This window comes from Protofrankia sp. BMG5.30, from assembly GCF_001983005.1.
Lineage (GTDB): Bacteria > Actinomycetota > Actinomycetes > Frankiales > Frankiaceae > Protofrankia > Protofrankia coriariae.
On record NZ_MOME01000013.1, the window covers coordinates 26,828 to 51,027 of the forward strand.

The 24,200-nt window shown below is 69.6% G+C and carries 23 protein-coding genes; 3 read left to right on the plus strand and 20 right to left on the minus strand.

Going from position 1 to position 24,200, the window contains the following annotated elements; genetic code table 11:
• Nucleotides 1–554: 554 nt before the first annotated feature.
• Nucleotides 555–4,094 (plus strand): NB-ARC domain-containing protein, encoded by a 3,540-nt coding sequence (locus BL254_RS08155; RefSeq protein ID WP_139342219.1) that lies wholly within the window; start codon nt 555–557, stop codon nt 4,092–4,094.
• A 172-nt stretch (nt 4,095–4,266) separates the two neighbouring features.
• On the opposite strand, the gene nucS is transcribed toward BL254_RS08155, so the two are convergent.
• The 7 genes from nucS to BL254_RS08190 form a co-directional block, all read right to left on the minus strand.
• On the minus strand, nt 4,267–4,929 hold the full coding sequence (gene nucS, locus BL254_RS08165) for an endonuclease NucS (protein WP_047221640.1): 663 nt from the start codon (nt 4,927–4,929) through the stop codon (nt 4,267–4,269).
• A gap of 11 nt (nt 4,930–4,940) precedes the next feature.
• Nucleotides 4,941–5,513 (minus strand): DUF6328 family protein, encoded by a 573-nt coding sequence (locus tag BL254_RS28955; RefSeq protein ID WP_047221711.1) that lies wholly within the window; start codon nt 5,511–5,513, stop codon nt 4,941–4,943.
• Nucleotides 5,399–5,731 (minus strand): pentapeptide repeat-containing protein, encoded by a 333-nt coding sequence (locus tag BL254_RS29310; protein WP_371390296.1) that lies wholly within the window; start codon nt 5,729–5,731, stop codon nt 5,399–5,401. Before BL254_RS29310 ends, BL254_RS28955 begins: the two co-directional genes overlap by 115 nt.
• A gap of 47 nt (nt 5,732–5,778) precedes the next feature.
• A complete protein-coding gene (locus BL254_RS08175) occupies nt 5,779–6,459 on the minus strand; it encodes an HD domain-containing protein (protein ID WP_083730928.1) in 681 nt (226 codons plus the stop codon).
• 152 nt (nt 6,460–6,611) lie between these two features.
• The gene (locus BL254_RS08180; RefSeq protein WP_076842979.1) at nt 6,612–8,648 is read right to left on the minus strand and encodes a protein meaA; all 2,037 of its coding nucleotides are present in this window, start codon (nt 8,646–8,648) and stop codon (nt 6,612–6,614) included.
• A gap of 58 nt (nt 8,649–8,706) precedes the next feature.
• Nucleotides 8,707–9,324, minus strand: a complete 618-nt coding sequence (locus BL254_RS08185) for a hypothetical protein (RefSeq protein ID WP_076842980.1) — start codon at nt 9,322–9,324, stop codon at nt 8,707–8,709.
• Nucleotides 9,325–9,472: 148 nt separating this feature from the next.
• On the minus strand, nt 9,473–9,817 hold the full coding sequence (locus BL254_RS08190) for an STAS domain-containing protein (RefSeq protein WP_076842981.1): 345 nt from the start codon (nt 9,815–9,817) through the stop codon (nt 9,473–9,475).
• Between the two features lie 454 nt (nt 9,818–10,271).
• Between BL254_RS08190 and BL254_RS27630 the strand changes: the two genes are divergently transcribed.
• Nucleotides 10,272–10,700 carry a hypothetical protein gene (locus BL254_RS27630; protein ID WP_052914255.1) on the plus strand — a complete coding sequence of 143 codons (429 nt, stop codon included), beginning with the start codon at nt 10,272–10,274 and terminating at the stop codon, nt 10,698–10,700.
• Between the two features lie 105 nt (nt 10,701–10,805).
• On the opposite strand, the gene murA is transcribed toward BL254_RS27630, so the two are convergent.
• Nucleotides 10,806–12,098, minus strand: coding sequence for a UDP-N-acetylglucosamine 1-carboxyvinyltransferase (gene murA, locus BL254_RS08200; RefSeq protein ID WP_076842982.1), 1,293 nt, complete (start codon nt 12,096–12,098; stop codon nt 10,806–10,808).
• Between the two features lie 355 nt (nt 12,099–12,453).
• Between murA and BL254_RS08205 the strand changes: the two genes are divergently transcribed.
• Entirely contained in the window at nt 12,454–13,026 is a 573-nt protein-coding gene (locus BL254_RS08205; protein WP_076842983.1) for a cob(I)yrinic acid a,c-diamide adenosyltransferase, read from the plus strand.
• Nucleotides 13,027–13,119: 93 nt separating this feature from the next.
• Here the strand turns inward: BL254_RS08205 and BL254_RS08210 are convergent, their stop codons facing one another.
• The 12 genes from BL254_RS08210 to glyA form a co-directional block, all read right to left on the minus strand.
• The gene (locus tag BL254_RS08210) at nt 13,120–13,389 is read right to left on the minus strand and encodes a F0F1 ATP synthase subunit epsilon (protein WP_047221636.1); all 270 of its coding nucleotides are present in this window, start codon (nt 13,387–13,389) and stop codon (nt 13,120–13,122) included.
• A gap of 41 nt (nt 13,390–13,430) precedes the next feature.
• The gene (gene atpD, locus BL254_RS08215) at nt 13,431–14,873 is read right to left on the minus strand and encodes a F0F1 ATP synthase subunit beta (protein ID WP_076842984.1); all 1,443 of its coding nucleotides are present in this window, start codon (nt 14,871–14,873) and stop codon (nt 13,431–13,433) included.
• Nucleotides 14,874–15,222: 349 nt separating this feature from the next.
• Nucleotides 15,223–16,119 (minus strand): F0F1 ATP synthase subunit gamma, encoded by an 897-nt coding sequence (locus tag BL254_RS08220; RefSeq protein WP_013875000.1) that lies wholly within the window; start codon nt 16,117–16,119, stop codon nt 15,223–15,225.
• Nucleotides 16,120–16,122: 3 nt separating this feature from the next.
• Nucleotides 16,123–17,775, minus strand: a complete 1,653-nt coding sequence (atpA, locus tag BL254_RS08225; RefSeq protein WP_047221635.1) for a F0F1 ATP synthase subunit alpha — start codon at nt 17,773–17,775, stop codon at nt 16,123–16,125.
• A 77-nt stretch (nt 17,776–17,852) separates the two neighbouring features.
• Nucleotides 17,853–18,695 (minus strand): F0F1 ATP synthase subunit delta, encoded by an 843-nt coding sequence (locus BL254_RS08230; RefSeq protein WP_076842985.1) that lies wholly within the window; start codon nt 18,693–18,695, stop codon nt 17,853–17,855.
• A 3-nt stretch (nt 18,696–18,698) separates the two neighbouring features.
• Nucleotides 18,699–19,289, minus strand: a complete 591-nt coding sequence (locus BL254_RS08235) for a F0F1 ATP synthase subunit B (protein ID WP_047221633.1) — start codon at nt 19,287–19,289, stop codon at nt 18,699–18,701.
• A gap of 15 nt (nt 19,290–19,304) precedes the next feature.
• Nucleotides 19,305–19,550 carry an ATP synthase subunit C gene (locus BL254_RS08240; protein WP_013875004.1) on the minus strand — a complete coding sequence of 82 codons (246 nt, stop codon included), beginning with the start codon at nt 19,548–19,550 and terminating at the stop codon, nt 19,305–19,307.
• 64 nt (nt 19,551–19,614) lie between these two features.
• Nucleotides 19,615–20,496 (minus strand): F0F1 ATP synthase subunit A, encoded by an 882-nt coding sequence (gene atpB, locus BL254_RS08245; protein WP_047221632.1) that lies wholly within the window; start codon nt 20,494–20,496, stop codon nt 19,615–19,617.
• A 514-nt stretch (nt 20,497–21,010) separates the two neighbouring features.
• The gene (locus tag BL254_RS08250; protein ID WP_047221631.1) at nt 21,011–21,280 is read right to left on the minus strand and encodes an AtpZ/AtpI family protein; all 270 of its coding nucleotides are present in this window, start codon (nt 21,278–21,280) and stop codon (nt 21,011–21,013) included.
• Nucleotides 21,277–21,717 (minus strand): hypothetical protein, encoded by a 441-nt coding sequence (locus BL254_RS08255; RefSeq protein WP_047221630.1) that lies wholly within the window; start codon nt 21,715–21,717, stop codon nt 21,277–21,279. The genes BL254_RS08250 and BL254_RS08255 overlap by 4 nt, the downstream gene beginning before the upstream one ends.
• Nucleotides 21,714–22,823 carry an MraY family glycosyltransferase gene (locus tag BL254_RS08260; RefSeq protein ID WP_076842986.1) on the minus strand — a complete coding sequence of 370 codons (1,110 nt, stop codon included), beginning with the start codon at nt 22,821–22,823 and terminating at the stop codon, nt 21,714–21,716. The genes BL254_RS08255 and BL254_RS08260 overlap by 4 nt, the downstream gene beginning before the upstream one ends.
• A 120-nt stretch (nt 22,824–22,943) precedes the next feature.
• Nucleotides 22,944–24,200, minus strand: coding sequence for a serine hydroxymethyltransferase (gene glyA / locus BL254_RS08265; protein ID WP_047221629.1), 1,257 nt, complete (start codon nt 24,198–24,200; stop codon nt 22,944–22,946).

Here is a 24,200-nt window from a genome sequence, read left to right on the forward strand (position 1 = left end):
CTTCGGCGCCGCGCCTGTTCACCGCCGACGCGGACTGTCTCGAATGAGCATGGTCGATGTCCGGTAGCACTCGGCCGGACCCGCTCCCCACACAAACCCGACCCGAAAGGCGAGCCTTTTCCGTCGAGCTGGAGCCGAACAACCCACGCGACACGCCACCCACGTACGACGCCCTCCACGTACGACGGACAGTGGATATCTGATATAAAATTCGTCAATCGAACCAGATCGGACGCGATTTCATCAATAACGACGGATTGCGAGCGGGACAGGGGCCGCGGGTGGGGGCAGGGGCGCTACGCCGGGTCGTAATCGTCACGCTGGCGGTCACGGCAGGCGCCGCAGCCGTTCTCGGCGGGCTGGCTGCCGGTCCAGCCTCATCGGAAGACCGCTTTCCAGGCCCGCTGGACCTCCTGCGTCGACACCCCTGGTGGTCGGTTCTCATTCTGGCCGTGCTGGGCGCGGCGGCGACTCTGCTACTGGAACGGATACAGAATCGTCCGCCGGCGGGGGCGGACGATTCGCCGCCGGCACCGCCGAGCGTGCCCGAATGGGTGATCAGGCGTACGGAAGTCGCGTCGGTCGTCGCCGCGGTGTGCTCGCGGCAGGGCGGCACGGTAGGAATCACCACGGTGCTGACCGGCGCGGGCGGCTTCGGGAAGACGACACTGGCCAAAGTCGTGTGCGCCGACAAAAAGGTGCGGAAGCACTTCAAAAATCGAGTCTACTTCGTCACCATGGGCMGCGATGAGCGGAGCCGGGCCAGCATCGCCTCAAAGGTCAACCAGGTCATTCATCTGATCACAGGAGACACCACCACCTTTGACGACCCGGAGCTGGCAGGGGCCCGTCTGGGCGGGCTCCTGGACCAGCGCCCCCGTATTCTGCTTGTTCTCGACGACATCTGRGAACGGGAACAGCTTGACCCGTTCCTTCGGGGCGGCAGTCGGTGCGTGCGGCTGGTCACCACACGCGTCCCCACCATTCTCCCAACCGGCTCCGGCGCGCCACCGGTTCTGGTCGACAGGATGTCTCACGCAGAGGCCCGTCAGGTACTGACGTGGAGATTACCGCGCCTGCCAGAGGTCCTGACGTGGGATCTGCTGGCGACAACCGGACGCTGGCCCCTGCTGCTGCACCTGACCAACGGAATAATCAAGGATCAGGTGGACACGGGCGCCGATGCCACCGCGGTCGCCGAGGAGACGCTACGGCAACTGCGGGCGCAGGGACCAGCGGCGGTGGACGATCCACTGACACCACCAGATCCTGATGACGCCAACAAACTTAATGATCCCAACGAGCGTGGCAAGGCCGTGCGGGCGACCGTGGAGGCCGCGGCCCGGCTGCTGCTCGCGGACGGCAGGGACCGGTTCGTCGAACTGGGGATCTTCGCCGCGAACGAGACCGTCCCGGTGACCCTCGTGGCCCGGCTGTGGGAGGCGACGGGCGCATACACCGAGAGACAGTCACGGGCCCTGTGCCTGAAGCTGGACAGCCTGTCCCTGCTCACCCTGAAACACGAGGCAGGGGGCAGCGTGACCCTGCACGACGTCATCCGCGACTATCTGCGCGGCGAACTCGGCCCCGCCCGCCTGACCGCTCTCAACGAGGCGCTGGTGGACGCGGTCGAGGCCGGCCTGCCGGCAGCCGAACCGCTCGCGCCCTCGGCACCGCGACCGCCGGCCGCATGGTGGAAGCTGACCGACGGATACCTGCTGGACCATGCCATCGACCACCTGCTCGCCGCGGGCCGCACCGACCAGGYCGAAGCCCTCGCCAGCGACCTCCGCTGGGTCGAGACCCGGCTGTGCCAACGCGGGCCCACATCCCCCTGGCGGGACCTCTCCCGTATCCCCACCCCGACCGCCGCGGAACGGGCCCGTGACCTCGCCCGCACCGCACACCTCCTCGGACCAACGCAGCCCACCCACGCACTGTCCGCGATCCTGTACAGCCGCATCGAGCCACTCGCCCACTGGCATGACCAGGTCACCGTCCGACAAGGCCGGTCCGGCCAGCCAGCACTGCTCAACCGCTGGACGCCGCCGGACATCCCCGATCCCGCCATCCTGCGCCCTCTCGCCGGCCACACCGGCCGGGTGACCGCGCTGGCCATCGCACCGGACGGCACCTGGCTCGCCACCGGCAGCTATGATGACGCAACGGTACGGATCTGGGACCGGAGTACCGGCCGCATCACAACCACCCTCACCAGTCAGGTGACCGTGCTGGCCATCGCACCGGACGGCACCTGGCTCGCCACCGGTAGCCGGGATGGGACCGTACACATCTGGAACCCGACCACCGGGACTCTCACCAGCACTCTCGCCAGCCGCACCGGTTCAGTACTCGAGCTGGCCATCGCACCGGACGGCACCTGGCTCGCCGCCGTCGGTAACGATGGGACCATATGCATCTGGGACCCGATCACCGCCACCCTCCTGCACACGATCACCGATCAGACCGACGCGGCGACCGCGCTGGCCATCGCACCAGACAGCAGATGGCTCGCTACCGGCAGTCACGACGGAACCATACGCATCTGGGACTCGGCCACCGCCACCCTCCTGCACACCCTGACCGGCCACACCGCCTGGATAACCGCACTGGCCATCACACCGGACGGCACCTGGCTCGCCACCAGCAGTCATGACGGGACCATACGCATCTGGGACTCGGCCACTGGCCGCGCCACCGCCACCCTCACCGGCCACACCGCCTGGGTAATCACGTTAGCCATCGCCCCGGACGGCAGCTGGCTCGCCAGCGGCAGCGACGACAGAACGGTCCGGATCTGGGATCCGGCATCCTCCGCCCTTCTGCACACCCTGACCGGCCACACCCACGAGGTGACCGCGCTGGCGATCACGCCGGACGGCACCTGGCTCGCCACCACCGGCAGCTACGACGAAGGAACGGTACGGATCTGGGACCCGGCCACCGGCCGCGCCACCGGCACCCTCACCGGCCACACCGCCGCGGCGACCAAGCTGGCGATCGCCCCGGACGGCAGCTGGCTCGCCACCGCCGGCAGCTTCGGGGACGGGACGGTACGGATCTGGGACCCGGCCGCCGCCACCCTCACCAGCCGTACCAGCCCGGCCGGCGACGTAACCRCGGTGACGATCGCCCCGGACGGCACCTGGCTCGCAGCCATCCACTACAGCGGGGCGGTGCGACTCCGGGACCGGGCCACCGGCCGCCTCACCGCCACCCTCAGCACGGGTGCGCAGGTGACGGCGATCGCCCCGGACGGCACCTGGCTCGTCGTGGGCGACAGCCTTGGGACAGTGGCGATCCTGGACCGGGCCACCGGCCATCCCACCGCTGTCCTCACGGGCGGCACCGGCTGGGTGACCGCGGTAGCGATCGCACCGGACGGCACCTGGCTCGCCACCGGCAGCCTCGACGGGGAGGTACGGCTCTGGGACCGGGTCACCGGCCTGTGCACCGCCACTCTCATCGGCCATACCGGGCGGGTGACCATGCTGGCGATCGCACCGGACAACAGCTTGATCGCTACTAGCGGTGAGGATGGGACGGCGCGGATCTGGAACCTGGCCACCGGCAACCCCGTCCCCACCCGTACCCGCCGCGCCCCCCGTACCAGCCGTACCAGCCGCACCCGCTGGACGACCATGCTGGCGATCGCGCCAGACGGGGCCTGGCTCGCCACCGGCAGCCACGACGGGGTCATCCGGATCTGGGATCCAGCCACCAGCCGCGTCATCACCACCCTCACCGGCCACACCGGCAACGTGACCGCGATGACGATCGCCCCGGACGGCACCTGGCTCGCCACCGGCAGCGACGACGGGAGCATAGGGATCTGGAACCGAGCCGCCGGCCGCATCGGCACCCCCATCGGCCACACCGGGCAGGTGACCGCGTTGGCGATCTCCCCGGACAGCACCCGGCTCGCCACCGCCGGCCACGACGGGGACATACTAATCTTGGACGGAGCCTCCGGAGACGCCGTCACCATGATGCGGGCCGATGGGCGCCTGCACGCCTGCGTCTGGACTCCCGACGGTCACGGCCTGGCCGTGGGCGGCGAACGAGGAGCCTACTTCTACGGATTTCGTTCCTGAAATCGGGCGGCCAGGTGACCATATTCGGCCGGGCCGTCGTCGTCCATGGCGCGGACGTCCTCGCTCGTAATGACGGTGCCGAGACATACCACCGGGAGATCGGTCCGTTCACTGCGGGACGTTTCCGCCGCTGTGCCCTGCCCGACGCCCGACTCACGGCCATCAGTCATTGTCAGAACAGGGTGGGGATTGCGGGGGCCAGGCCGCGCAGGGCGTCGTAGTCGACGGTGACGCAGGTCAGGCCGCGGTCCGCGGCGAGCAGGCGGGCCTGTGGGGTGATCGACTGGGCTACCAGGATGCCGCGTACCGGGTGCGGCAGGAAAGGATCGTCCTGCAGCCGGGCGAGATAGCGGGTGAGCTGTTCGACGCCATCGATCTCGCCTTTGCGTTTCACCTCGACCGCGACGCTGGCGCCGTCGGGATCCCGGCAGAGCAGGTCGACCGGGCCGATGCCGGTCTCGTACTCGCGGCGCACCAGAGTGAGGCCCTCCTGGATCGCGTCCGGCCGATCGGCAAGCAGGACCTGCAGGTGCGCCTCGACGCCGTCCTTCTGCAGGCCGGGATCCACGCCGAGATCGTGCGAGGAGTCATGCATGATCTCTTCAAGGGTGATGACGAGCTGCTCGTCCGCGCGGTTGGTCACCCGCCAGACACCGTCCGCCTCGGCTATCGCACATGGCGGGCTCATCCAGTTCAGCGGCTTGTAGGCCCGCCCGTCCGCGTGGATGGACACCGATCCGTCCGCCTTCACCAGCAGCAGGCGGACGGCGCTGGGCAGGTGTGCCGTCAGTCGGCCCACATAGTCGACGCTGCACCGCGCTATCACAAGACGCACGGTTGCGCACCTTACCGCGTGCCGGCCCCGGGCGGGCCAGGGTGGGGCGGTCCGGCGTCGGGTGCGCCGGGGGCGGGTGCACCGGGGGCGGGTGGTCGCGAATCCTGGGCGTCCTCGTGGATGGCTGTCAGCTCCCAGCGGGTCAGTTGCGGCAGCGCCCACCACAACGCAACGAAGAACGCCGCGGTCGCCGAGCAGATCAGGACGGTGGCGAGCGGGCCCATCAGCACGTCGACGACGAGCAGGACGGCGCCGTTGATCCCCACGCCCAGCATGGCCAGTCCGGCCAGCGCCATGGTGTTGGCCGCGGCGACCAGCCGGGCGCGGGCACCCCGGCGGAACATGATCCGGTGGTAGGCCACCGGGCCGATCAGCAGCGCGGACGCGGCGGCGACCACCAGCAGCGTGGCCAGGTAGAGCGCCCGCTGGAAGTCGGTGACCTGGTCCCAGCGCTGGGTGAAGGGGAGGGTCAGCAGGAAGGCGAAGAGGATCTGCACACCGGTCTGCGCCACCCGGATCTCCTGAAGCAGTTCGCTCCAGTTCCGGTCCAGACGCCTGGCCCGCGGCTCCGGAGCATCCTCCAGCGGGACGTCCTCCCATGGCGCGCTGTTCCGCGGGGCAGTGTTCCGCGGGGCGCTGCCCTGCGGGGCGCCGCTCTGTGAGGCACTGTCCCGTGGGGCACCGCACCGCGGAACACCGCCCGGCGAAGCGCCACTCTGCGAAGCGCCGCCCGGTGAAGCACTGTCCCGCGGAACACCGCCCGGCGAAGCGCCACTCTGTGGAGCGCTGTCCTGTGGGGCACCGTCTCGGGAGGCGTCCGGGCGGGTGGGCATCGCCGGCCGCCTAGCGTCAGGGGGTGGACGCGACCGGCGGGCCGCTCCCCCGCGCGGCCGCCCTTCCGCCGGCCCGCTGGGCGTCTCCTCCGCCGACGCCCTCGGTTCCGCCGACGCCCTCGGTTCCGCTGACTTCCCCGGCTTCTTCGGCGGGCTTCCGGTGGGCGTCCGCGTCGGCTGCCGCAGCGGCTTCCCCGGCTCCGGCGGCCTTCCCAGCGGCCCGCCGGGCGGCGACAAGGTCGTCGAGCAGGCGCATCCGGTCGGCGTAACGCTGCCGGTAACGGTCCGCCCGCTCCGCGGGCAGCCTGATCAGCCGCGTCGGGTCACCGTTGTCGGCCATGTCCGCCCGCTTCACGGCGACGGCGAGATCGTCGGCGGCGACCCGGGCGAGGTAGTCCTCCACCGGCTCCCCCGGGCGGTGGCTGAGCGCGTCGACCGCCGCCACGACCGCAGGCGGGTAACCGAGCGCGACCAGATCGTCCAAGGTGATCGCGGAGTCCTCGACGACGTCGTGGAGCACCGCCGCCATCTGCGCGTACTCGTGGTCGACCCCGGCGCCGTCCGCGATGGCGGCAACCACCCGCATGACCCGCAGCGGATGGCCGATGTACTCCTCGCCGATCTTGTCAAGCTGGCCGGTATGGGCTCGGGTGGCCAGGGCCACCGCGTCGTCCAGGGACGGAGTGTCGGGGACCATCTTGGGCACGCTACGCGCCCGCCGGCCACCTCGCACATCGGTCCCGGGCCGGCGAAACATCTCTCACCAGGCCTTTGAGGCTCTCACCAGGCATCAGTCACTTTCCGCGACGACTACTCTCCGCGAAGTCAGCGTCTCGGAGTCCAACCGGGTCAGCTGGTGGGCTGTGGTCGGTCCAGGCCGCCAGCGGCCCGGATGACGTCGACCACGCTGTCCATGATCTCGGTGAGGCCGTAGTCCTTCGGCGTGTACACCTCGGCGACGCCGAGGGCCTTCAGCCGCTCGGCGTCCGCCGGCGGGATGATGCCGCCGACGACCACGGGTACCTCCCCGACGCCGGCCGCGCGCAGCCCGTCGAGTACCAGCGGCACCAGTTCCATGTGCGAGCCGGAGAGCACCGACAGGCCCACGACGTGGACGTCCTCCTCCACGGCGGCGGCGACGATCTGCGCGGGCGTGAGCCGRATGCCCTGGTAGACCACTTCGAAACCGGCGTCCCGGGCGCGCACGGCGATCTGTTCGGCGCCGTTGGAGTGYCCGTCCAGGCCGGGTTTGCCGACGAGGAACTTCAGCCGGCGGCCAAGCTCCTTCCCGGTCGCCACGACCCGTTCCCGCACGTCGGTGAGCTGCCGGCCGCCCGCGTGCACCGAGGACGCGGCGGACACCCCGGTGGGGGCCCGGTACTCGCCGAACACCTCCCGCAGGGCACCGGCCCACTCGCCGGTGGTGACGCCCACACGGGCGCAGGCGAGGGTGGCCGGCATCAGGTTCGCGTCGGTCTTCGCCGTGTCCCGCAGGTTCTGGAGGGCTTCGTCGACGGCACGCGCGTCGCGGCCGGCCCGCCATGTCGCGATGTCGGTGCGGGCGGCCTCCTCCACGGCCGGGTCCACCGTCTGGATGGCCGTGGTCAGGTCGGCGAGCAGCGGGTTCGGCTCGGTGGTGGTGAAGGCGTTGACGCCCACCACCACGTCCTCGCCCGACTCGATGCGCACCCGGCGGGTCGCGTGCGAACGGACGAGCTCGGACTTCATGTAGCCGCTTTCGACCGCGGCGACCGCGCCTCCCATGGCCTGCACCCGGTCGATCTCGGCCTGGGCGGCCTCGGCGAGGTCGGCCACCCGGCGCTCCACGACGACGGAGCCCTCGAACAGGTCGGGGTACTCCAGCAGGTCGGTCTCGTGGGCGAGGATCTGCTGGATGCGCAGGGACCACTGCTGGTCCCAGGGCCGGGGCAGGCCGAGCGCCTCGTTCCAGGCCGGCAGTTGCAGCGCCCGGCAGCGGGCGTCCTTCGACAGCGTCACCCCGAGGGCTTCCAGCACGATCCGGATGACGTTGTTCTCCGGCTGCGCCTCGGTCAGGCCGAGGGAGTTGACCTGGACGCCGTAGCGGAACCGCCGGTGCCGCGGGTCCTCGACGCCGTAGCGGGTCCGCAGCAGGGTGTCCCACAGCCGCGTGAACGCCCGCATCTTGCACAGCTCCTCGACGAAGCGGACGCCGGCGTTGACGAAGAAGGAGATCCGGGCGCACACCTCGCCGGTGCGTTCCGCCGGCACCTGCCCGGAGGCGACCACGGCGTCGAGCACGGCGATGGCCGTGCACATCGAGTAGGCGATCTCCTGGACGGGGGTGGCGCCCGCCTCCTGCAGGTGGTAGCTGCAAATGTTGATCGGATTCCACTTGGGGATCTCGGTCACCGTGTAGGCGATCATGTCTGTGATCAGCCGCAGCGACGGCGCCGGCGGGAACACGTACGTCCCGCGGGAGAGGTACTCCTTGATGATGTCGTTCTGGGTGGTGCCGACGAGTGCGGCCACGTCCGCGCCCTGCTCCTGCGCGACGACCTGGTAGAGCGCGAGCAGCCACATGGCCGTCGCGTTGATCGTCATCGAGGTGTTCATCTGGCCCAGCGGAATGTCGTGGAACAGCGCGCGCATGTCGCCGACGTGGGCGATCGGCACGCCGACCTTGYCGACCTCGCCGCGGGCGAGCTCATGGTCGGGGTCGTAGCCGGTCTGGGTCGGCAGGTCGAAGGCGACCGAGAGCCCGGTCTGCCCCTTGGCCAGGTTCCGGCGGTAGAGGGCGTTGGTCTCGGCCGGGCTGGAGTGCCCCGCGTAGGTTCGGATGATCCACGGCCGGTCCCGCTGGGGACGAGCCTGCTCGGTGAGGTCCTGCCGTGCCGCATCCGCCATCGCCGCACCCGTTCCCGAAGGGATTGTCGGACGTCCAGAAGCGTACCGGCGCGGGTCGTCAGCCGCCCGAACAGAGCGGAGGGCGGCCCTGCCACACGGTGAACAGGCCGGTGGGCAGGCCGTCGCAGGCGCCGGGACCCTGCGCGATCCGCTGCCACGGGCCGTTGCCCGCCCGCTTCCACACCTGCGGGTTCGGCGGGGCCGGGGTGACGCCCGCGACCTGCGCGAGGCCCACGGCCCAGTACTCGTCGGCGGCGCTGTCGACGCCCTCGACAGCCCCGTAGAAGAGCTTTCCCTGCGGTATGACGACRTCGTCAGTGGCCACCCCCGCGGTGCCGCCCTCCCGCAGGGCGTACGCGAGGCTCGCGCTGAAGGCCCGCCTGTCCACCGGCCGCACCCGCATCTGGTGGGCCGCGCCCGGCTGGCGGCTGCCCTCCCAGGCGGACGGTTCCAGCGGCGGCTGCACCTCAGCCGGGGGCGCGACGGTGGGCGCCGGCCGGGGGGCGGGTGTCTTCGTCGGTGCCGTGGCCAGGCCGATGGCCACTCCCAGACCGATCGCGGCGGCGAACGCGCCCGCGATGACCAGCGGGCGGCGCGGGTCGGTGGGCTGGCCACCGCCTGCGCGGTACGCGGGACCATCCGCTGGGTTCAGCCGCTGCGCATCGACGTCGAGCATGTTCCTCCCCGGCCGGCTCCATCATCCCATGGTGCACGGCCACGCCCCGGCACCGGGGCACCGCCGTCCACGCTGGTCGGCCACAGCCCACCACACCGGCCGATCCGGCGTGCCGGCCGGTCGCCGCGTAGCGGCCGGTTACCGCGGATCAGGCATGACCGACATGGAACAGGTCGGCGTCCTCGACCTGGAGGAAACGTCCGAGACGGTTCGCCGACAGCAGCCTGCCCAGATCGTCGGGTACGTCCACGAGCACCATCGACCGCCCGGAACGCCGGGCCCGCCGCACCCCACCGAGCAGCACGCCGAGCGCCGCCTGGTCGGCGAGCTCCAGACCGGCCACGTTCACCCGCAGCCGCCCCCGGCCGCAGTCGATCGCGGTGTGCAGGCGCAGCCGCAGATCACCGAYCGTCCGCACGTCGACCCGGCCGTGCAGGCGCACAGTCTGCAACTCCCTGCCGCCGTCGTTACGAAACGTCACGTTCTTGCCCATCAGGCCTCCCGTCCCCCCGTCCCCCCTGATCCACGCCCTGACCGGTCGGGCATCCGCAAGCACCCAGGGCCTTCCTTCCGGCGACACGGGCGAAGCTGCGTTCGTGTCACCTGAAGGCCGGCCAGGGCATGCCCGGCGATCAGAGGTTGTCGGACGTGGCCGGCCGTGTATCTCGGCCGACGGTTTCCATACCCTCCGTTTCGATTCGTGTCGCGCCAGCGGCGAAGCGTGTGACGCCTCATCTGTAATGCCAGTATCCATGGTCGCAGAGTGGCCGTTCAGATGGGCTGATGTGTACAGCGGCAGGATTGTCACGCACGGAAGTACCGCAACTTGACAGGAATATAAACACGCAATACGAACAACTATAACGCTATGTTTACCCAAGATTACGCTTACGACTGCGACGCGACCCACGCGCGAACGCCTGCGCGCGGCCGGCGGCGCTGAGACGATGAAGGCCGTCCGGCCCGCCGGCCCGGACAGCCGGGAGGTGACGGTGCCACTGAACAGCCTGCACTACACGATCGGTCCGGCCATCGCCGTCGCCGCCACCGCCGTACTCGTGGCGGTGTGCAGATGGGTCTTCACACCGACCCGGACGCGCGGCAACCCGGACGCCCCCTTCCAGCATGCCGACTTCGGCATGCTGGTACCTGTGGCCACGCTGCGCACATCATCGGAGGCGGACCGGCTGCGCCAGCTCCTGCGCCAGCACGGGATCCGGTCAACCTCGGGCACGGCCGCACTCGGCCCGATCCAGGTGAACGCCGACGGGAAGCTACGGCGTCACCACACCGCCGCCTGGCACGTCATGGTGTTTCCCGAGGACTCCATGCGGGCCCGCGCGGTGGTGGCTGGCACGGAACGGGACTGGGCCTGACGGACAGGACCGGGCCTGACAACAGCCGGGCCCGCGTCCGCCCCCGTGTCCGGTCCACGCCCGTGCCCGCTGGGCCCGGGCCAGCCTGCTCGACGGCCGGCCCGCTCAGCGATCGTCCCGCCGCGCGTCCGGCCCATCGCGTGGCTCCCGCCGGATGTCCGCGCCGAGCAGGCGCAGCTGCTCGGCAAAGGCAGCGTAGCCACGGTCGATGTGATGGACCTCGCTGACGCTGGTGATCCCCTCGGCCACCAGGCCGGCCAGCACGAGCCCGGCCCCCGCCCGCACGTCCGAGGCCGCCACGTGCGTACCGACCAGGCGGTCGCTGCGGCGCACCACGACATGGTGGCCGTCGGTGCGCAGGTCCGCGCCGAGCTTGCTCAGCTCACGGCAGAACACGAAGCGGCTGTCGAAGACGTTCTCGGTGATCAGGGAGACGCCCTCGCTGACCGCCTCCAGGGCAATGGTCTGCGGCAGGAGATCCGTCGGGAAGCCCGGGTAGGGCAGGGTCACCACGTCGATCGAACGCGGCGGGCGCTCCGCGCGGACCCGGAAGCCGTCCGGCCGGGTGTCCACGGTGGCGCCGGCCGTCGTCAGCTTGTCGAGCACGATCTCCAGATGGTCGGCGCGGCCGCCCCGGACCAGCACGTCGCCGCCGGTCATGAGCGCGCCGATGGCGAACGTGCCGGCGACGATCCGGTCCGCGACGGTGTCGTGCGTGGTCGGCCGCAGCTCGTCGACCCCTTCGATGACCAGCGTGGACGTGCCCGCGCCGTCGAGACGCGCGCCCATGGAGACCAGCATCGCGCACAGATCGGCGATCTCAGGCTCCCGGGCGGCGTTGTCGATCACCGTGGTGCCCTTGGCGAGCACCCCGGCCATCAGCAGGTTCTCGGTGGCGCCGACGCTGGGGAAGTCCAGCCAGATCGACGCCCCCTGCAGACGGCCGGATGAACGGGCCACCAGGATCCCGGACTCGACGTCCACCATGGCGCCGAGCTTGGCCAGCCCGCTGACGTGCATGTCGAGCGCGCGCGCGCCGATGGCGTCCCCACCGGGAAGCGCCACCCGTGCCTCGCCGYACCGGGCGACCAGCGGCCCGAGCACCACCACCGACGCCCGGATCCGCCGGACGAGATCGCTGTCGGCCGCGGCGGCGGGCCGCTCCGGCACGTCGATCGACAGTGAGCTCTCGGCGACGTCCCGCTCGACGCTCGCCCCGAGCGCGCGCAGGACGTCGGCCATGACGTTCACGTCAAGAATGTCGGGTACCGAGCGAAGAGTCGTGCGGCCGCACGCCAGCAGGCTCGCGGCCATCAGCTTGAGCACGGAGTTCTTCGCTCCCGGGACATCCACCCCGCCGACCAGCTGACAGCCGCCCGTGGCGACGAACCGTTCCACGGAAGTCGATGGTAGGGCCTTGTCGGCCRCTGTCCGGGGTCGGCCCACCGGCACGGCAAGGCCGGATCGGCACCCGGCCGGCCCGCTCCGCCCGTCCCCAGCAGGGCCAACCGGCCGACTCGCGAGAAAAGCCCCGTCCGCCTCGGCCCACCGCGAAAATCCCGTGACCGCCATTCCGGTGCGGGAAGTTTTTGCCACCGAGAAAAATCCGCTCAAGTACCGACACGGGACCCGGGTGGCCGCCGGGGCCACCCCACCTGGCGGCACCAGCGCCGAAACGCGGGCCGGCCGGCAAGCCCGCGATCACAGGAACTCGCGCGCGTGAGAACCGGTGGAGCGCCTACAGTGTGGCGACATGGCCATCCACCTGACCCGGATCTACACGCGGACCGGGGACGACGGTACGACCGCGCTCGGCGACACCTCCCGAGTCCGCAAGACCGACCCGCGGCTGGCCGCGTACGCGGACGTGGACGAGACGAACGCCACCATCGGTGTGGCGCTGGCCCTCGGCGCCCTCAGCGAGGACGTTCGGGCGTTACTTGCCCAGGTGCAGAACGACCTCTTCGACCTCGGCGCCGACCTGTGCACACCGATCGTGGACAACCCGTCGTTCCCCCCGCTGCGGGTGAGCCAGGCCTACATCGACCGCCTTGAGGAAGCCTGCGACCGGTACAACGAGCGTCTGCCCAAGCTGAACTCGTTCATCCTGCCGGGCGGTTCACCCGGCGCCGCCCTGCTGCATGTCTCGCGGACGGTGGCCCGCCGCGCGGAACGCTCGGCCTGGGCGCTGCTGGAAGACGATCCGGACCGCACCAGCCCCCTGCCCGTCCGCTATCTCAACCGGCTTTCGGATCTGCTGTTCATCCTCTCCCGTGTCGCCAACCCCGGCGGCGACGTCCTCTGGCAGCCCGGCGCGGGCCGCTGACAACCCAACAGCTGACAACGCAACAAAGGCCGGTGGTGACGCGGTTGTGGTTCTCCGCGTTACCACCGGCCTTCTCGGTGCCGCTGGTCCGGGTCAGGTGGTGGGGGTCGACAGGGTCGCGTGCTCGGCGAGGATGCTCACGCCCTGGTCGGTCACGGACAGAAAACCGCCGTCCACCGCGACGGTCAGGGTCTCGTTACCGATCTTGATCCGCACCTCACCGCCCTGGACGAGAACCCCGAGCAACGGGACGTGCCTGGGCAGCACCCCGATCTCACCCTCCGTGGTCCGAGCGATGACCATGTCGGCATCCCCTGACCACACCTCCCGCTCCGGCGAGACGATCGCCACCCGTATCGGCATCGCGCTGCCGTCCTTCCTGCCGTCACATCACAACGTTCGCGTTAGAGGAGTTCCTTGGCCTTCTTCTCGGCGTCCTCGATACCGCCGCACATGAAGAACGCCTGTTCGGGGAGGTGGTCGTAGTCGCCTTCGGTCAGTTTCTTGAAGGACTTGATCGTCTCTTCGAGCGGGACGAAGGTGYCCGGGATACCGGTGAACTGCTCGGCGACGAAGAACGGCTGCGACAGGAAGCGCTGGATGCGCCGCGCCCGGTTGACGAGAATCTTGTCCTCCTCGGACAGCTCGTCGATACCGAGAATGGCGATGATGTCCTGCAGGTCCTTGTAGCGCTGCAGGATGCGCTGCACCTCGCGGGCGACGTCGTAGTGCTCCTGCCCGAGGTAGCGGGCGTCGAGGATGCGGGAGCTGGAGTCCAGCGGGTCGACGGCGGGGTAGATCCCCAGGTCGGAGATAGCCCGCGAGAGCACCGTGGTGGCGTCGAGGTGGGTGAAGGTGGTGTGCGGCGCCGGGTCGGTGATGTCGTCCGCGGGGACGTAGATCGCCTGGAGCGAGGTGATCGAGTGGCCACGCGTCGAGGTGATCCGCTCCTGCAGGACGCCCATCTCGTCGGCCAGCGTCGGCTGGTAGCCCACCGCGCTCGGCATCCGTCCGAGCAGGGTGGAGACCTCCGAGCCGGCCTGGGTGAACCGGAAGATGTTGTCGATGAACAGCAGCACGTCCTGCTTCTGGACGTCGCGGAAGTACTCCGCCATGGTCAGCGCCGCGAGCGCGATCCGCAGCCGGGTGCCGGGTGGCTCGTCCATCTGGCCGAAGACCAGCGCGGTGTCGTTGATGACGCCGGCCTCGGTCATCTCCAGGAACAGGTCGTTGCCCTCACGGGTACGCTCCCCGACCCCGGCGAACACCGAGACACCGCTGAACTGCTTGGCAACACGGTTGATCATCTCCTGGATGACGACCGTCTTGCCCACGCCCGCGCCGCCGAACAGGCCGATCTTCCCACCGCGGACGTAGGGCGCCAGCAGGTCGATGACCTTGATCCCGGTCGGGAACATCTCTGTCTTCGACTCGAGCTGGTCGAAGGCGGGCGCCGTGGCGTGGATCGACCGGCGCACGTCGGTGTCGACGCTGGGGACGTCCAGCGGCTCGCCGAGCACGTTGAACACGTGCCCTCGGGTGGYGTTGCCGACGGGGACGGTGATCGGCGAACCGGTGTCCTGGACGGGCGCCCCACGGACCAGACCGTCGGTCTGCTGCATGGAGATCGTCCGTACGGTGTTCTCACCGATGTGCTGCGCGACCTCGAGGGTGAGGGTCGCGGTCTGTCCGTTGATGGTGCGGTCGACGCGCAGCGCGCGGTAGATCTCGGGGATCTCCTCGGGCGCGAACTCCACATCGACGACCGGGCCGATTACACGGGCGACCCGGCCGWTCCCAGGGGCCTTGCCCTCCGCCGCGGCGGGCGAGGTGGTGGTGACGGTCATGGCGTCCTCAGTTTCACTTGTGCCCTGAAGTCACCGGCCGCTACCTGAAGGATGCCGGTGGCTTCGGGCAGTTTCACTTGTGCCCTGAAGCCACCGGCCACTCCGTGTGGATGCCCGCAACATCAGGTCTGGTTGATCTTCTTGGTTATGACGGTCGTCGATGCCGGTGCTTCCCTCGGGACCCGCCCACGCAAGAGGCATGGCCGCGCCGCCTTCAGCTCCGTTATGCCTCCAGCAGTGCGACAAACAGCATCGCACCGCCTTCAGCTCCGCTGCCCTGTCTGAGCCTCCGGCAGTGCGACAAACAGCATCGCACCGCCTTCAGCTCCGCTGCCCTGCCTGAGCCAGCCTAGGAGGCCTGAGCGAGTGCGTTGGCGCCTCCGACAATTTCCGATATCTCCTGCGTGATCGCGTCCTGACGGGCCGCGTTGGCCCGCCGGGTGTAGGTCTTGATCAGCTCACCCGCGTTGTCGGTCGCGGACTTCATCGCCCGCTGCCGCGCCGCCGACTCGGATGCCGCGGACTCCAGCAGGGACGCGTACAGCCGGCTTTCGACGTACCGCGGCAGCAGGGCGTCCAGGACACCTTCGGCGGACGGCTCGAACTCGTACTGCGGGAGCGGGCCACCGGGCGGGGGCTCGGTGGTCTTCTCCAGCACCAGCGGAAGGATGCGGTGGGCAACCGGCCGTTGCGTCAGCGTGTTCACGTACTCGGTGAAAACCAGGTGGATCTCGTCCACGCCAGCGGCCTCACTCGACTCGACGAACCGCGCGATGAGCGCGTCGGCGACTTCCTTGGCGTTGTCGTAACCGGGCTGCTCGGAGAAGCCGGTGAACTCCCCGGCCAGCTCCCTGCCGCGGAACCGGTAGTAGGTGACGGCCTTGCGGCCGACCGCGTACAGGACCGGTTCCTTGCCCTCGGCGCGCAGCAGTTCCAGCAGCTCACCGGTGCGACGCAGCACGTTGGCGTTGTAGCCGCCAGCGAGACCACGATCGCTGGTGATCACGAGAACCGCCGCGCGGCGAGCCTCGGGGTGCTCGGTCGTCAGGGGGTGGCGGACCGTGGTCTGCGACGCGACCGCGGAGATCACCCGGGTGATCTCGTCGGCGTACGGCCGGGACGCGGCCACCCTTGCCTTGGCCTTGACGATCCGGGACGCCGCGATGAGCTCCATCGCCCGAGTGATCTTCTTGGTCGACTGTACCGACCGGATGCGGCGCCGGTATTCGCGGAGCTGACCGGCCATGGCTTAGTCCTCGTCCCGCGGCTTCGGCTGGTGCACCTTGATGGACTCCTGCTCCACCTCGGCGGGGTCCAGGGTGTCGGGCACCGGCTCGTTGATCAGGGGCTGACCGCCGGAGAGCGCGAACTCGGTCTTGAACTTCGCGATCAGATGCTCGAGCGCGGCGAGGGTGTCGTCGTCGAGCTTGCCGGTCTCGCGGATCGTCTTGAACAGCCCCGGCTGGGTCCGCTCGACGAACTCGAGGAACTCGCTTTCGAACCGGCGGATGTCGCCGATCTGCACCTCGTCGAGGTGGCCGGTCGTCCCCGCCCAGATCGAGACGACCTCGCGCTCGACCGAGAACGGCTGGAACTGCGGCTGCTTGAGCAGCTCGACCAGGCGCGCGCCCCGGTCGAGCTGGGCGCGCGACGCCTTGTCCAGGTCGGAGCCGAACGCCGAGAACGCCTCCAGCTCGCGGTACTGGGCAAGGTCGAGACGCAGCCGGCCGGCGACGGACTTCATCGCCTTGACCTGGGCGCTGCCACCGACCCGGGAAACCGAGGTACCGACGTTGATGGCCGGCCGGACACCCTGGTTGAACAGGTCGGTCTCGAGGAAGATCTGCCCGTCGGTGATGGAGATGACGTTCGTCGGGATGTAGGCGGAGATGTCGTTGCCCTTGGTCTCGATGATCGGCAGACCGGTCAGCGACCCGCCACCGAGCTCGTTCGAGAGCTTCGCGCAGCGCTCGAGCAGCCGGGAGTGCAGGTAGAAGACGTCGCCGGGGTAGGCCTCACGGCCCGGCGGGCGACGCAGCAGCAGCGAGATGGCCCGGTAGGCCTCGGCCTGCTTGGACAGGTCGTCGAAGACGATCAGGCCGTGCTGGCCGTTGTACATCCAGTGCTGGCCGATCGCGGAACCGGTGTAGGGCGCGAGGTACTTGAAACCGGCCGGCTGGTCGGCGGGAGCGGCGACAATGGTCGTGTAGGCCAGCGCGCCGGTCTCCTCCAGGGTGTTCAGAACGTCCCGGATCGTCGACTTCTTCTGGCCGATCGCCACATAGACGCACTTGACCTGGAGCTTCGGATCCCCGGTCGCCCAGTTCTCGCGCTGGTTGATGATCGTGTCGAGGGCGACCGAGCTCTTGCCGGTCTGCCGGTCGCCGATGATGAGCTGGCGCTGGCCACGCCCGATGGCGGTCATCGCGTCGATGGCCTTGATGCCGGTCTGCAACGGCTCCTTGACCGGCTGGCGCTGCACGACCGTGGGCGCCTGCAGCTCAAGGGCCCGGCTCTCGGTCGAGACGATCTCCCCGAGGCCGTCGATCGGGCGGCCGAGGGGGTCGACGACCCGGCCGAGGAAGCCGTCCCCGACCGGGACGGAGAGGATCTCGCCGGTGCGGCGGACCTCCTGCCCCTCCTCGATGTGCTCGGACTCACCCAGCAGAACGCAGCCGATCTCGCCCACGTCCAGGTTGAGCGCGAGGCCGAGCACCCCGCCGTGGAACTCCAGCAGCTCGTTGGTCATGGCGTGCGGCAGACCCTCGACCCGCGCGATGCCGTCGCCCGCGACGACGACCCGGCCGACCTCCTCGCGCTCTCCGGCGGATGCCTGGTAGGAGTCGACGTAGTCCCGGAGGGCGGCGCGGATTTCCTCCGGTCGGATGGAGAGCTCAGTCATCGCTTTGGTCCTTCAGCAGATGGTGCGGGCACGTCCCGCAGATCGGGCGGCGAGATCTGGATGTCCACGGGAGCGCCCTACCGCAGCAGTCGCCGGCGTGCGTCGGTGAGGCGGCGCAGGACACTGYCATCGACCACCTCGTCACCGACCCGCACGACGACGCCCCCGAGCACAGCGGGGTCGACGTCCACCTGGAGCTGCACATCACGGCCAAAATAACGGCTGATCGCCGTCCGCAGCCGGTAGATCTGGTCGCCCGCGAGTGGGACGGCGCTCAGCACCACCGCGACCAGACGGTTGCGCCGGGCCGCGGCGATCGTGGTGAGCTGTTCGAGCCGGCGCTCGAGGTCACCGTGGTAACGTTCGGTAACCGCACGCTGGACGAGCCGAACGGTTACGGGGTGGGCCTTGCCGTCCAGCAACCTGGCCACCAGCGCCTGCTTGGCCGACACCGGGGCGGCCGGGGCACTCAGGGCCAGCGACAGCTCCGGTGTCCGGTTGAGCAGCCGGCCGAACCTGAACAGCTCGTCCTCGACGTCGTCGAGGACGTTGTTGCGCTGCGCCTGCGCGAGCAGGACCTCGACGGCGAGCTCGGCCAACGCCTGCTGGAGGTCCAGCGGCCGAGCCCAGCGCCCGGTGACCGCGACCTGCACGATCTCCAGTGCCGTTGGCGAGATCTTTGAGCCGAACAGCCTGGCCGCGAGCTCGGAACGGGCCGATCCGGGCATGCCCGGATCGGTCAGCGCGCGGCGGACGACCAGCTCGCGGTCGAGCAGGTCCACCACCCCGTCGAGGTCGTCCGCGAGCCGGGCGAGGTTGGCGGCAGGCCTCGGGGTCGTGGTACCCGGCGGCGGGAGCGCGGTCAGCTCGTCGAGCCGATCCCGCGCCACCGCCAGTGAACGACGGCTGGATCCGTCCACGCCTCAGCCCCCCGGGCCGGCCGGCGCCGGGACCGTCGTGCCCTCCGCCGGACGGTCCAGCCCGGCGATGAAGTCGTCGATGAGCTGCCGCTGGCGGTCGTCCCGCTGCAGCTCGTGACCGACGATCTTGGTAGCGAGTTCGAGCGCGATCTCGCCAATCTCGCGCCGGATCTGGGCGACGACCTGGGCCCGCTCGGCGGCCAGCTGAGCCTCGCCACGGGCCTTGATCTCGGCAACCTCTTCGCCGGCCTGCGCGCGTAGCGAGTCGAGAATCTGTTGCCCCTGTTCACGGGCGTCCTGACGGATGCGCCCCGCCTCGTCCTGGGCCTCGGCGAGCTGCCGGCGGTAGGAGACGAGCAGGTCCTCGGCCTCTCGCTGGGTGCGCTCGGCGCGTGCCAGGTTGCCCTCGATACGGTCGCTGCGCTCGGCGTACGTCCGTCTGATCTGCGGGTAGACCTTCCAGAAGAAGAAGGCCACCAGCAGACCGAAGGCCAGGATACCGATGAGCAGCTCGCTCACCGGCGGGACAAGGACGTTTTCGTCCGAGTGCCCACCACCCTCCTCGGCCGCGAGCAGCAGTGTCGAGATAGCCACGGTGTCTCCCCCGGCCTAGGGGAAGACGAACGGGACGACGAAACCGATCAGGGCCAGTGCTTCCGCGAGCGCGAAGCCGATGATCATGTATCGGAAAGCGACCTGCTCAGCTTCTGGCTGCCGGGCGATGGCCTGTACGCCGAGCCCGAAGATAAGACCGATACCGATGCCGGGCCCGATGGCCGCGAGGCCGTAGGCCACCGCGCCGAGAGAGCCGCTCACCTGGTCGGCAGCAGCAAGCACCAAAGAGGTGTCTGCCATGTCATTATTCCTTTTCCAGTCGGGCACCGCGACCTGCCGCGGTGCTGATCGGGGTGTCCGAACCTTATGCGTGTGCCGCGGCGGATGCGCCGCTGACGGCGGGCACCTGGTCGACCGAGTGCGAGCTGTCGTGCTCGTCCCCGTGCTCCTCAAGCGCGCCGCCGATGAAGGCGGCCGTGAGAATAGTGATGATGTACGCCTGCAAGAAGTCGATGACGAGCTCGAAACCGGTCAGCACGATCGTCATGAGCAACGAGGCGACACCGAAGACGAAGGGCGGCTTCGGCAGCAGGTAGTCCGCGCCGAGCGAGAACACCAGCAACAGGATGTGGCCGGCGAACATGTTCGCGAACAACCGGACCGCCAGCGTGAACGGACGCACGATCAGAGTCGACAGAAGCTCGATCGGCCCGAGCAGCAGCTTGACGGGGAAGGGCGCCGTCGGCGCCGGATTGACCATGTGGCCGAAATACGCGCGGGCGCCGACAGCCTTGATCCCGGCGTGGTTGAACAGCACGTAGGTGATGGCGGAGAGAACGATCGGAATCGCTATCCGCGAGGTCGGCGGGAACTGTGCGCCGGGGATGATCGCAAGCACGTTGGAGACCAGTACGAAGGTGAACAGCACCACCAGGTAGGGCGTGTACTTCCGGCCCTGCTCTCCGATGACGTCCCGGGCGATCGAGGTGTCGATGAAGTCGTAGATGGACTCACAGACGTTCTGCACCCCGCGTGGCACAACCGTCGCGCGCCGGAAACCCAGCCAGAAGACCACACCGACGACGAGCGCGGCGAAGATCCCCAGGGCGGTCGCCTTGTTCAGGTAGAAGTCGACCGGTCCGAGCTCGACGTCGAACCAGTGGGGTGTCTGGAACACCTCCTTGGTCGGGCCGTGGAAGCCCTCGTCCGCGAGGACCGGGGGGACCGGCACGACGTACACCTCCATGATCAAAATATACTCTCACCAGCGGAAAAGAGACGCAGCCGTACCGGCGGCGGTGTGGACTCACCCTATCTGGTCCAAGCGAACAGCCATACCCGGCGCAGGCCGCATCCCACTCGTGCACCTGGCATACCAGACATGACGATCACCGGACACAGCCGGCCGCCAGGCATRACCATCTATCGATACCCTATGATCATGAACTGGCAAGACCACCAAGAGATACGACTCACACCGGATGTCAGCGAGCCGACACTCGGTACTGGCGATACTATCCACACCCCGGCGCCATCGGCATCAAGTCCGGGCCGAGCAGAGGTTGCTCACTCGCCCGTTCACACAAACGGCACCCGAAAGTTTCCTGCCGTTGCCCCAGGATAGACGCTTCGAGACCATGCGATCACACGAAGCAACAGTCCGCGCCTGCCCAACGGGCCAAAAGACTATCGATCATGATCGGTGTACACCCGGGAACCATCCGCATCGGCACCGCCGGGCCGCGGACCACCGGCCCGGGTCACTGGCGCCGCATCGCCCGGTAGATCACAAGATAGAGCGCGGCCCCCATCCCGACGACAACGCCCACCGGCAGGAAGACCGTGCCGATCCCGGTGACACGGTCGATCCCGTAGCCGACCAGCCCCCAGAAGCCGGTACCGGCGAGCAGCGTGCCGAACGCGCTCCACATCTCGCCGGAGATCAGGCCGGGCCGGTACGGGCGACGCGGCCCACCACCCGTACCGGGGCTGTTTCCAGCGTCCCCGGGGGTGCGTTCGGCGTCGCTCACGTGTTCAGGGTGTCACGTGGGGAGTCGCCCCGCGCGCGGAAGGCGTCCGGATCGTAGAACGGGACCCGGGTGTGGGTGGCCACCCACAGCTCGGCACCGACCCAGCCGAGAACACCCACCAGGACGGCCCAGGAGAAGGCGATCAGGTCGACGCTGTCGGAGCCCTCCAGGGTCACCAGCAGAACACCCAGAATAATGGTCTTCATCAGATAGGTGCCCAGCGCCGCGGGCAGCACCATCGCCCGCATCCGGCGGGCGACAACGCTCACCGCGAGCTTGCTCGCCGTGAAGAACAACGCGACGAGAACGAGACCGGCGGCGACGGCGGCGAGTCCGTTCGCGCCACGGGCGAAGCCGGCGATCGGCAGTGCCGGGACCGCGACGGCGGCGAGCACCAGCAGACCGGCTCTGACCGTCCGCCCAGCAGCGGTGATCATGCGCGCCGCACGGATCGTTGACCGGCCAGCAACAACACCAGCAGCCCCGCGAGACCAAGACCCACAACACCGGCGAGGATCGGCAGCGGCTGCCGGGAAAAGGACGCGGCGACCCCGCCGAAACCAAGCAGCGCCGCCCAGAAGTACATGATGAGCACGGCCCGGACGTGGGATTTCCCGATTTCCAGCATCCGGTGGTGCAGGTGCATCTTGTCCGGGGYGAACGGGGAGCGGCCGGCTCTGGTCCGGCGGACCACCGCCAGCCCCAGGTCGATGAAGGGCACGGCGAGCACCGCCAACGGGATGGCCAACGGGATCAGGGACGGCAGGGACCGGGACGGCCCAGCATATCCGCCATAGGCCACCTGGCCCGTCACCGAGATCATGGATGCGGCGGAGAGCAGGCCGACCAGCATCGAGCCGGAGTCCCCCATGAACAGCCTCGCCGGGTTGAAGTTGTGCGGCAGGAAGCCGACGCACACACCGGCGGTGACGGCGGCCAGCAGCGCGGCCGGCGCGGCCCGGGAGAAGTGGTTGATAACGGCGACCTCGTAGGCGAAGTAGAACGTGGAGCCCGCCGCGATGGCCGCGACCCCGGCGGCCAGACCGTCCAGCCCGTCGATGAAGTTCATGGCGTTGACCAGGATCACCGTGGCGAGGATCGACAGCGGCACGGCCGTCTCCGGCCCGAGGCTGAAGGTCGTGTCGCTGTCCGGGTTCACCGCGAAGGACCACTGGATGCCCAGCAGCACCATCACCCCGGCGGCCACGACCTGGCCCGCGAGCTTTGTCACCGCGTCCAGCGGCCACCGGTCGTCCACGACGCCGAGCAGGCAGATCAGCGCGCCGGCGATCAGCACCGCGTGCGGCTCGGCCCAGTCCTCGGAGACCGCGGAGAGGAACGGGAGCTGGTCGGCGACGAGCAGCCCGGCTGCCAGCCCGGCGAGCATGGCCAGGCCGCCCAGCCGTGGCGTCGGGACCGCATGGACGTCACGGTCCCGGACACCGGCGACCGCGCCGACCCGGACCGCGAAACACCGTGCGACCGGCGTGCACAGGAACGTGATCGCCGCCGACACCGCGAAGACGAGCAGATACTCCCGCAATCTTCTAACGCACCCGCTTCTTGGGGCGTCCACCGCTTGCCGACACCGACGCCGACACCGACGCGCCCGCCTCCGGGCGCGTCGGTCGTGTCACCGTGGGTGCGGCCACCGCGAGTACGGTCACCGGGGGTAGGCGGGGTGTCGGACTGTCAGGGCGGCGACGCTGGCAGCCACGTCGGCGGCCGCGTCGGGGTCACTGACGACGCGGGCGATGAGCGCGGCGATGTCCTTCATCTCGCCCTCCTTCATACCCTGGGTGGTCACCGCCGGCGTACCCACCCGGATCCCGGAGGAGACCGCGGGGGGCTGCGGGTCGTACGGGATCGCGTTCTTGTTCAGGGTGATGCGGGCGGCGTCGCAGCGAGCCTCCGCCTCCTTGCCGGTGACCCCGAGCGCGCGCAGGTCGAGCAGGGCGAGGTGGGTGTCAGTCCCGCCGGCGACCGGGCGCACCCCTTCGGCGGCGAGCGCGTCCGCGAGCGCCTGGGCGTTGCGGATCACCTGCTGGGCGTAGTCCTGGTAGGCGGGGGTGGCGGCCTCCCGCAGGGCGACCGCCTTGGCCGCGACCGCGTGCATGAGCGGGCCGCCCTGGCTGAAGGGGAAGACCGCCTTGTCGATGCGCTGGGCGAGCTCCTCCCGGCAGAGGATCATCCCGCCCCGCGGGCCGCGCAGCACCTTGTGGGTGGTGAAGCTGACGACGTCGGCGTAGGGCACCGGGCTCGGGATGGCCCGGCCCGCGACCAGGCCGATGAAGTGGGCGGCGTCCACCATCAGCCAGGCCCCGACCTCGTCCGCGATCGACCGGAAGGCGGCGAAGTCGATCAGCCTCGGGTAGGCGGTGGCGCCACAGATGATCATTTTGGGCTGGTGCTGACGGGCGAGGTCGCGCACCTCGTCGTAGTCGATCAGCTCGGTGTCCTCGCGCACCCCGTACGCGGCGACGTTGAACCACTTGCCGCTGAAGTTGACCCGACTACCGTGGGTGAGGTGGCCGCCGTGTGGGAGGGACATCGCCAACACCGTGTCACCGGGCACCAGCAGCGCCGCGTACACCGCGAAGTTGGCCTGCGCCCCCGAGTGCGGCTGCAGGTTGGCGTGCTCGGCGCCGAAGAGCTCCTTCGCCCGGGCGATGCCGATCTCCTCCGCACGGTCCACGACCTGGCATCCGCCGTAGTACCGGCGGCCGGGATATCCCTCGGCGTACTTGTTCGACAACGTCGACCCGAGGGCCGCCAGCACCGCCGGTGAGGTGAAGTTCTCGCTGGCGATGAGCTGGAGCCCGCCTCGCAGCCGGTCCAGTTCGTCCAGGAGGACACCAGCGATCTCGGGATCCTCGGCGTGGAGCTGGTCGAAGTCCGGGCCCCAGAACGGGGTGCTCAT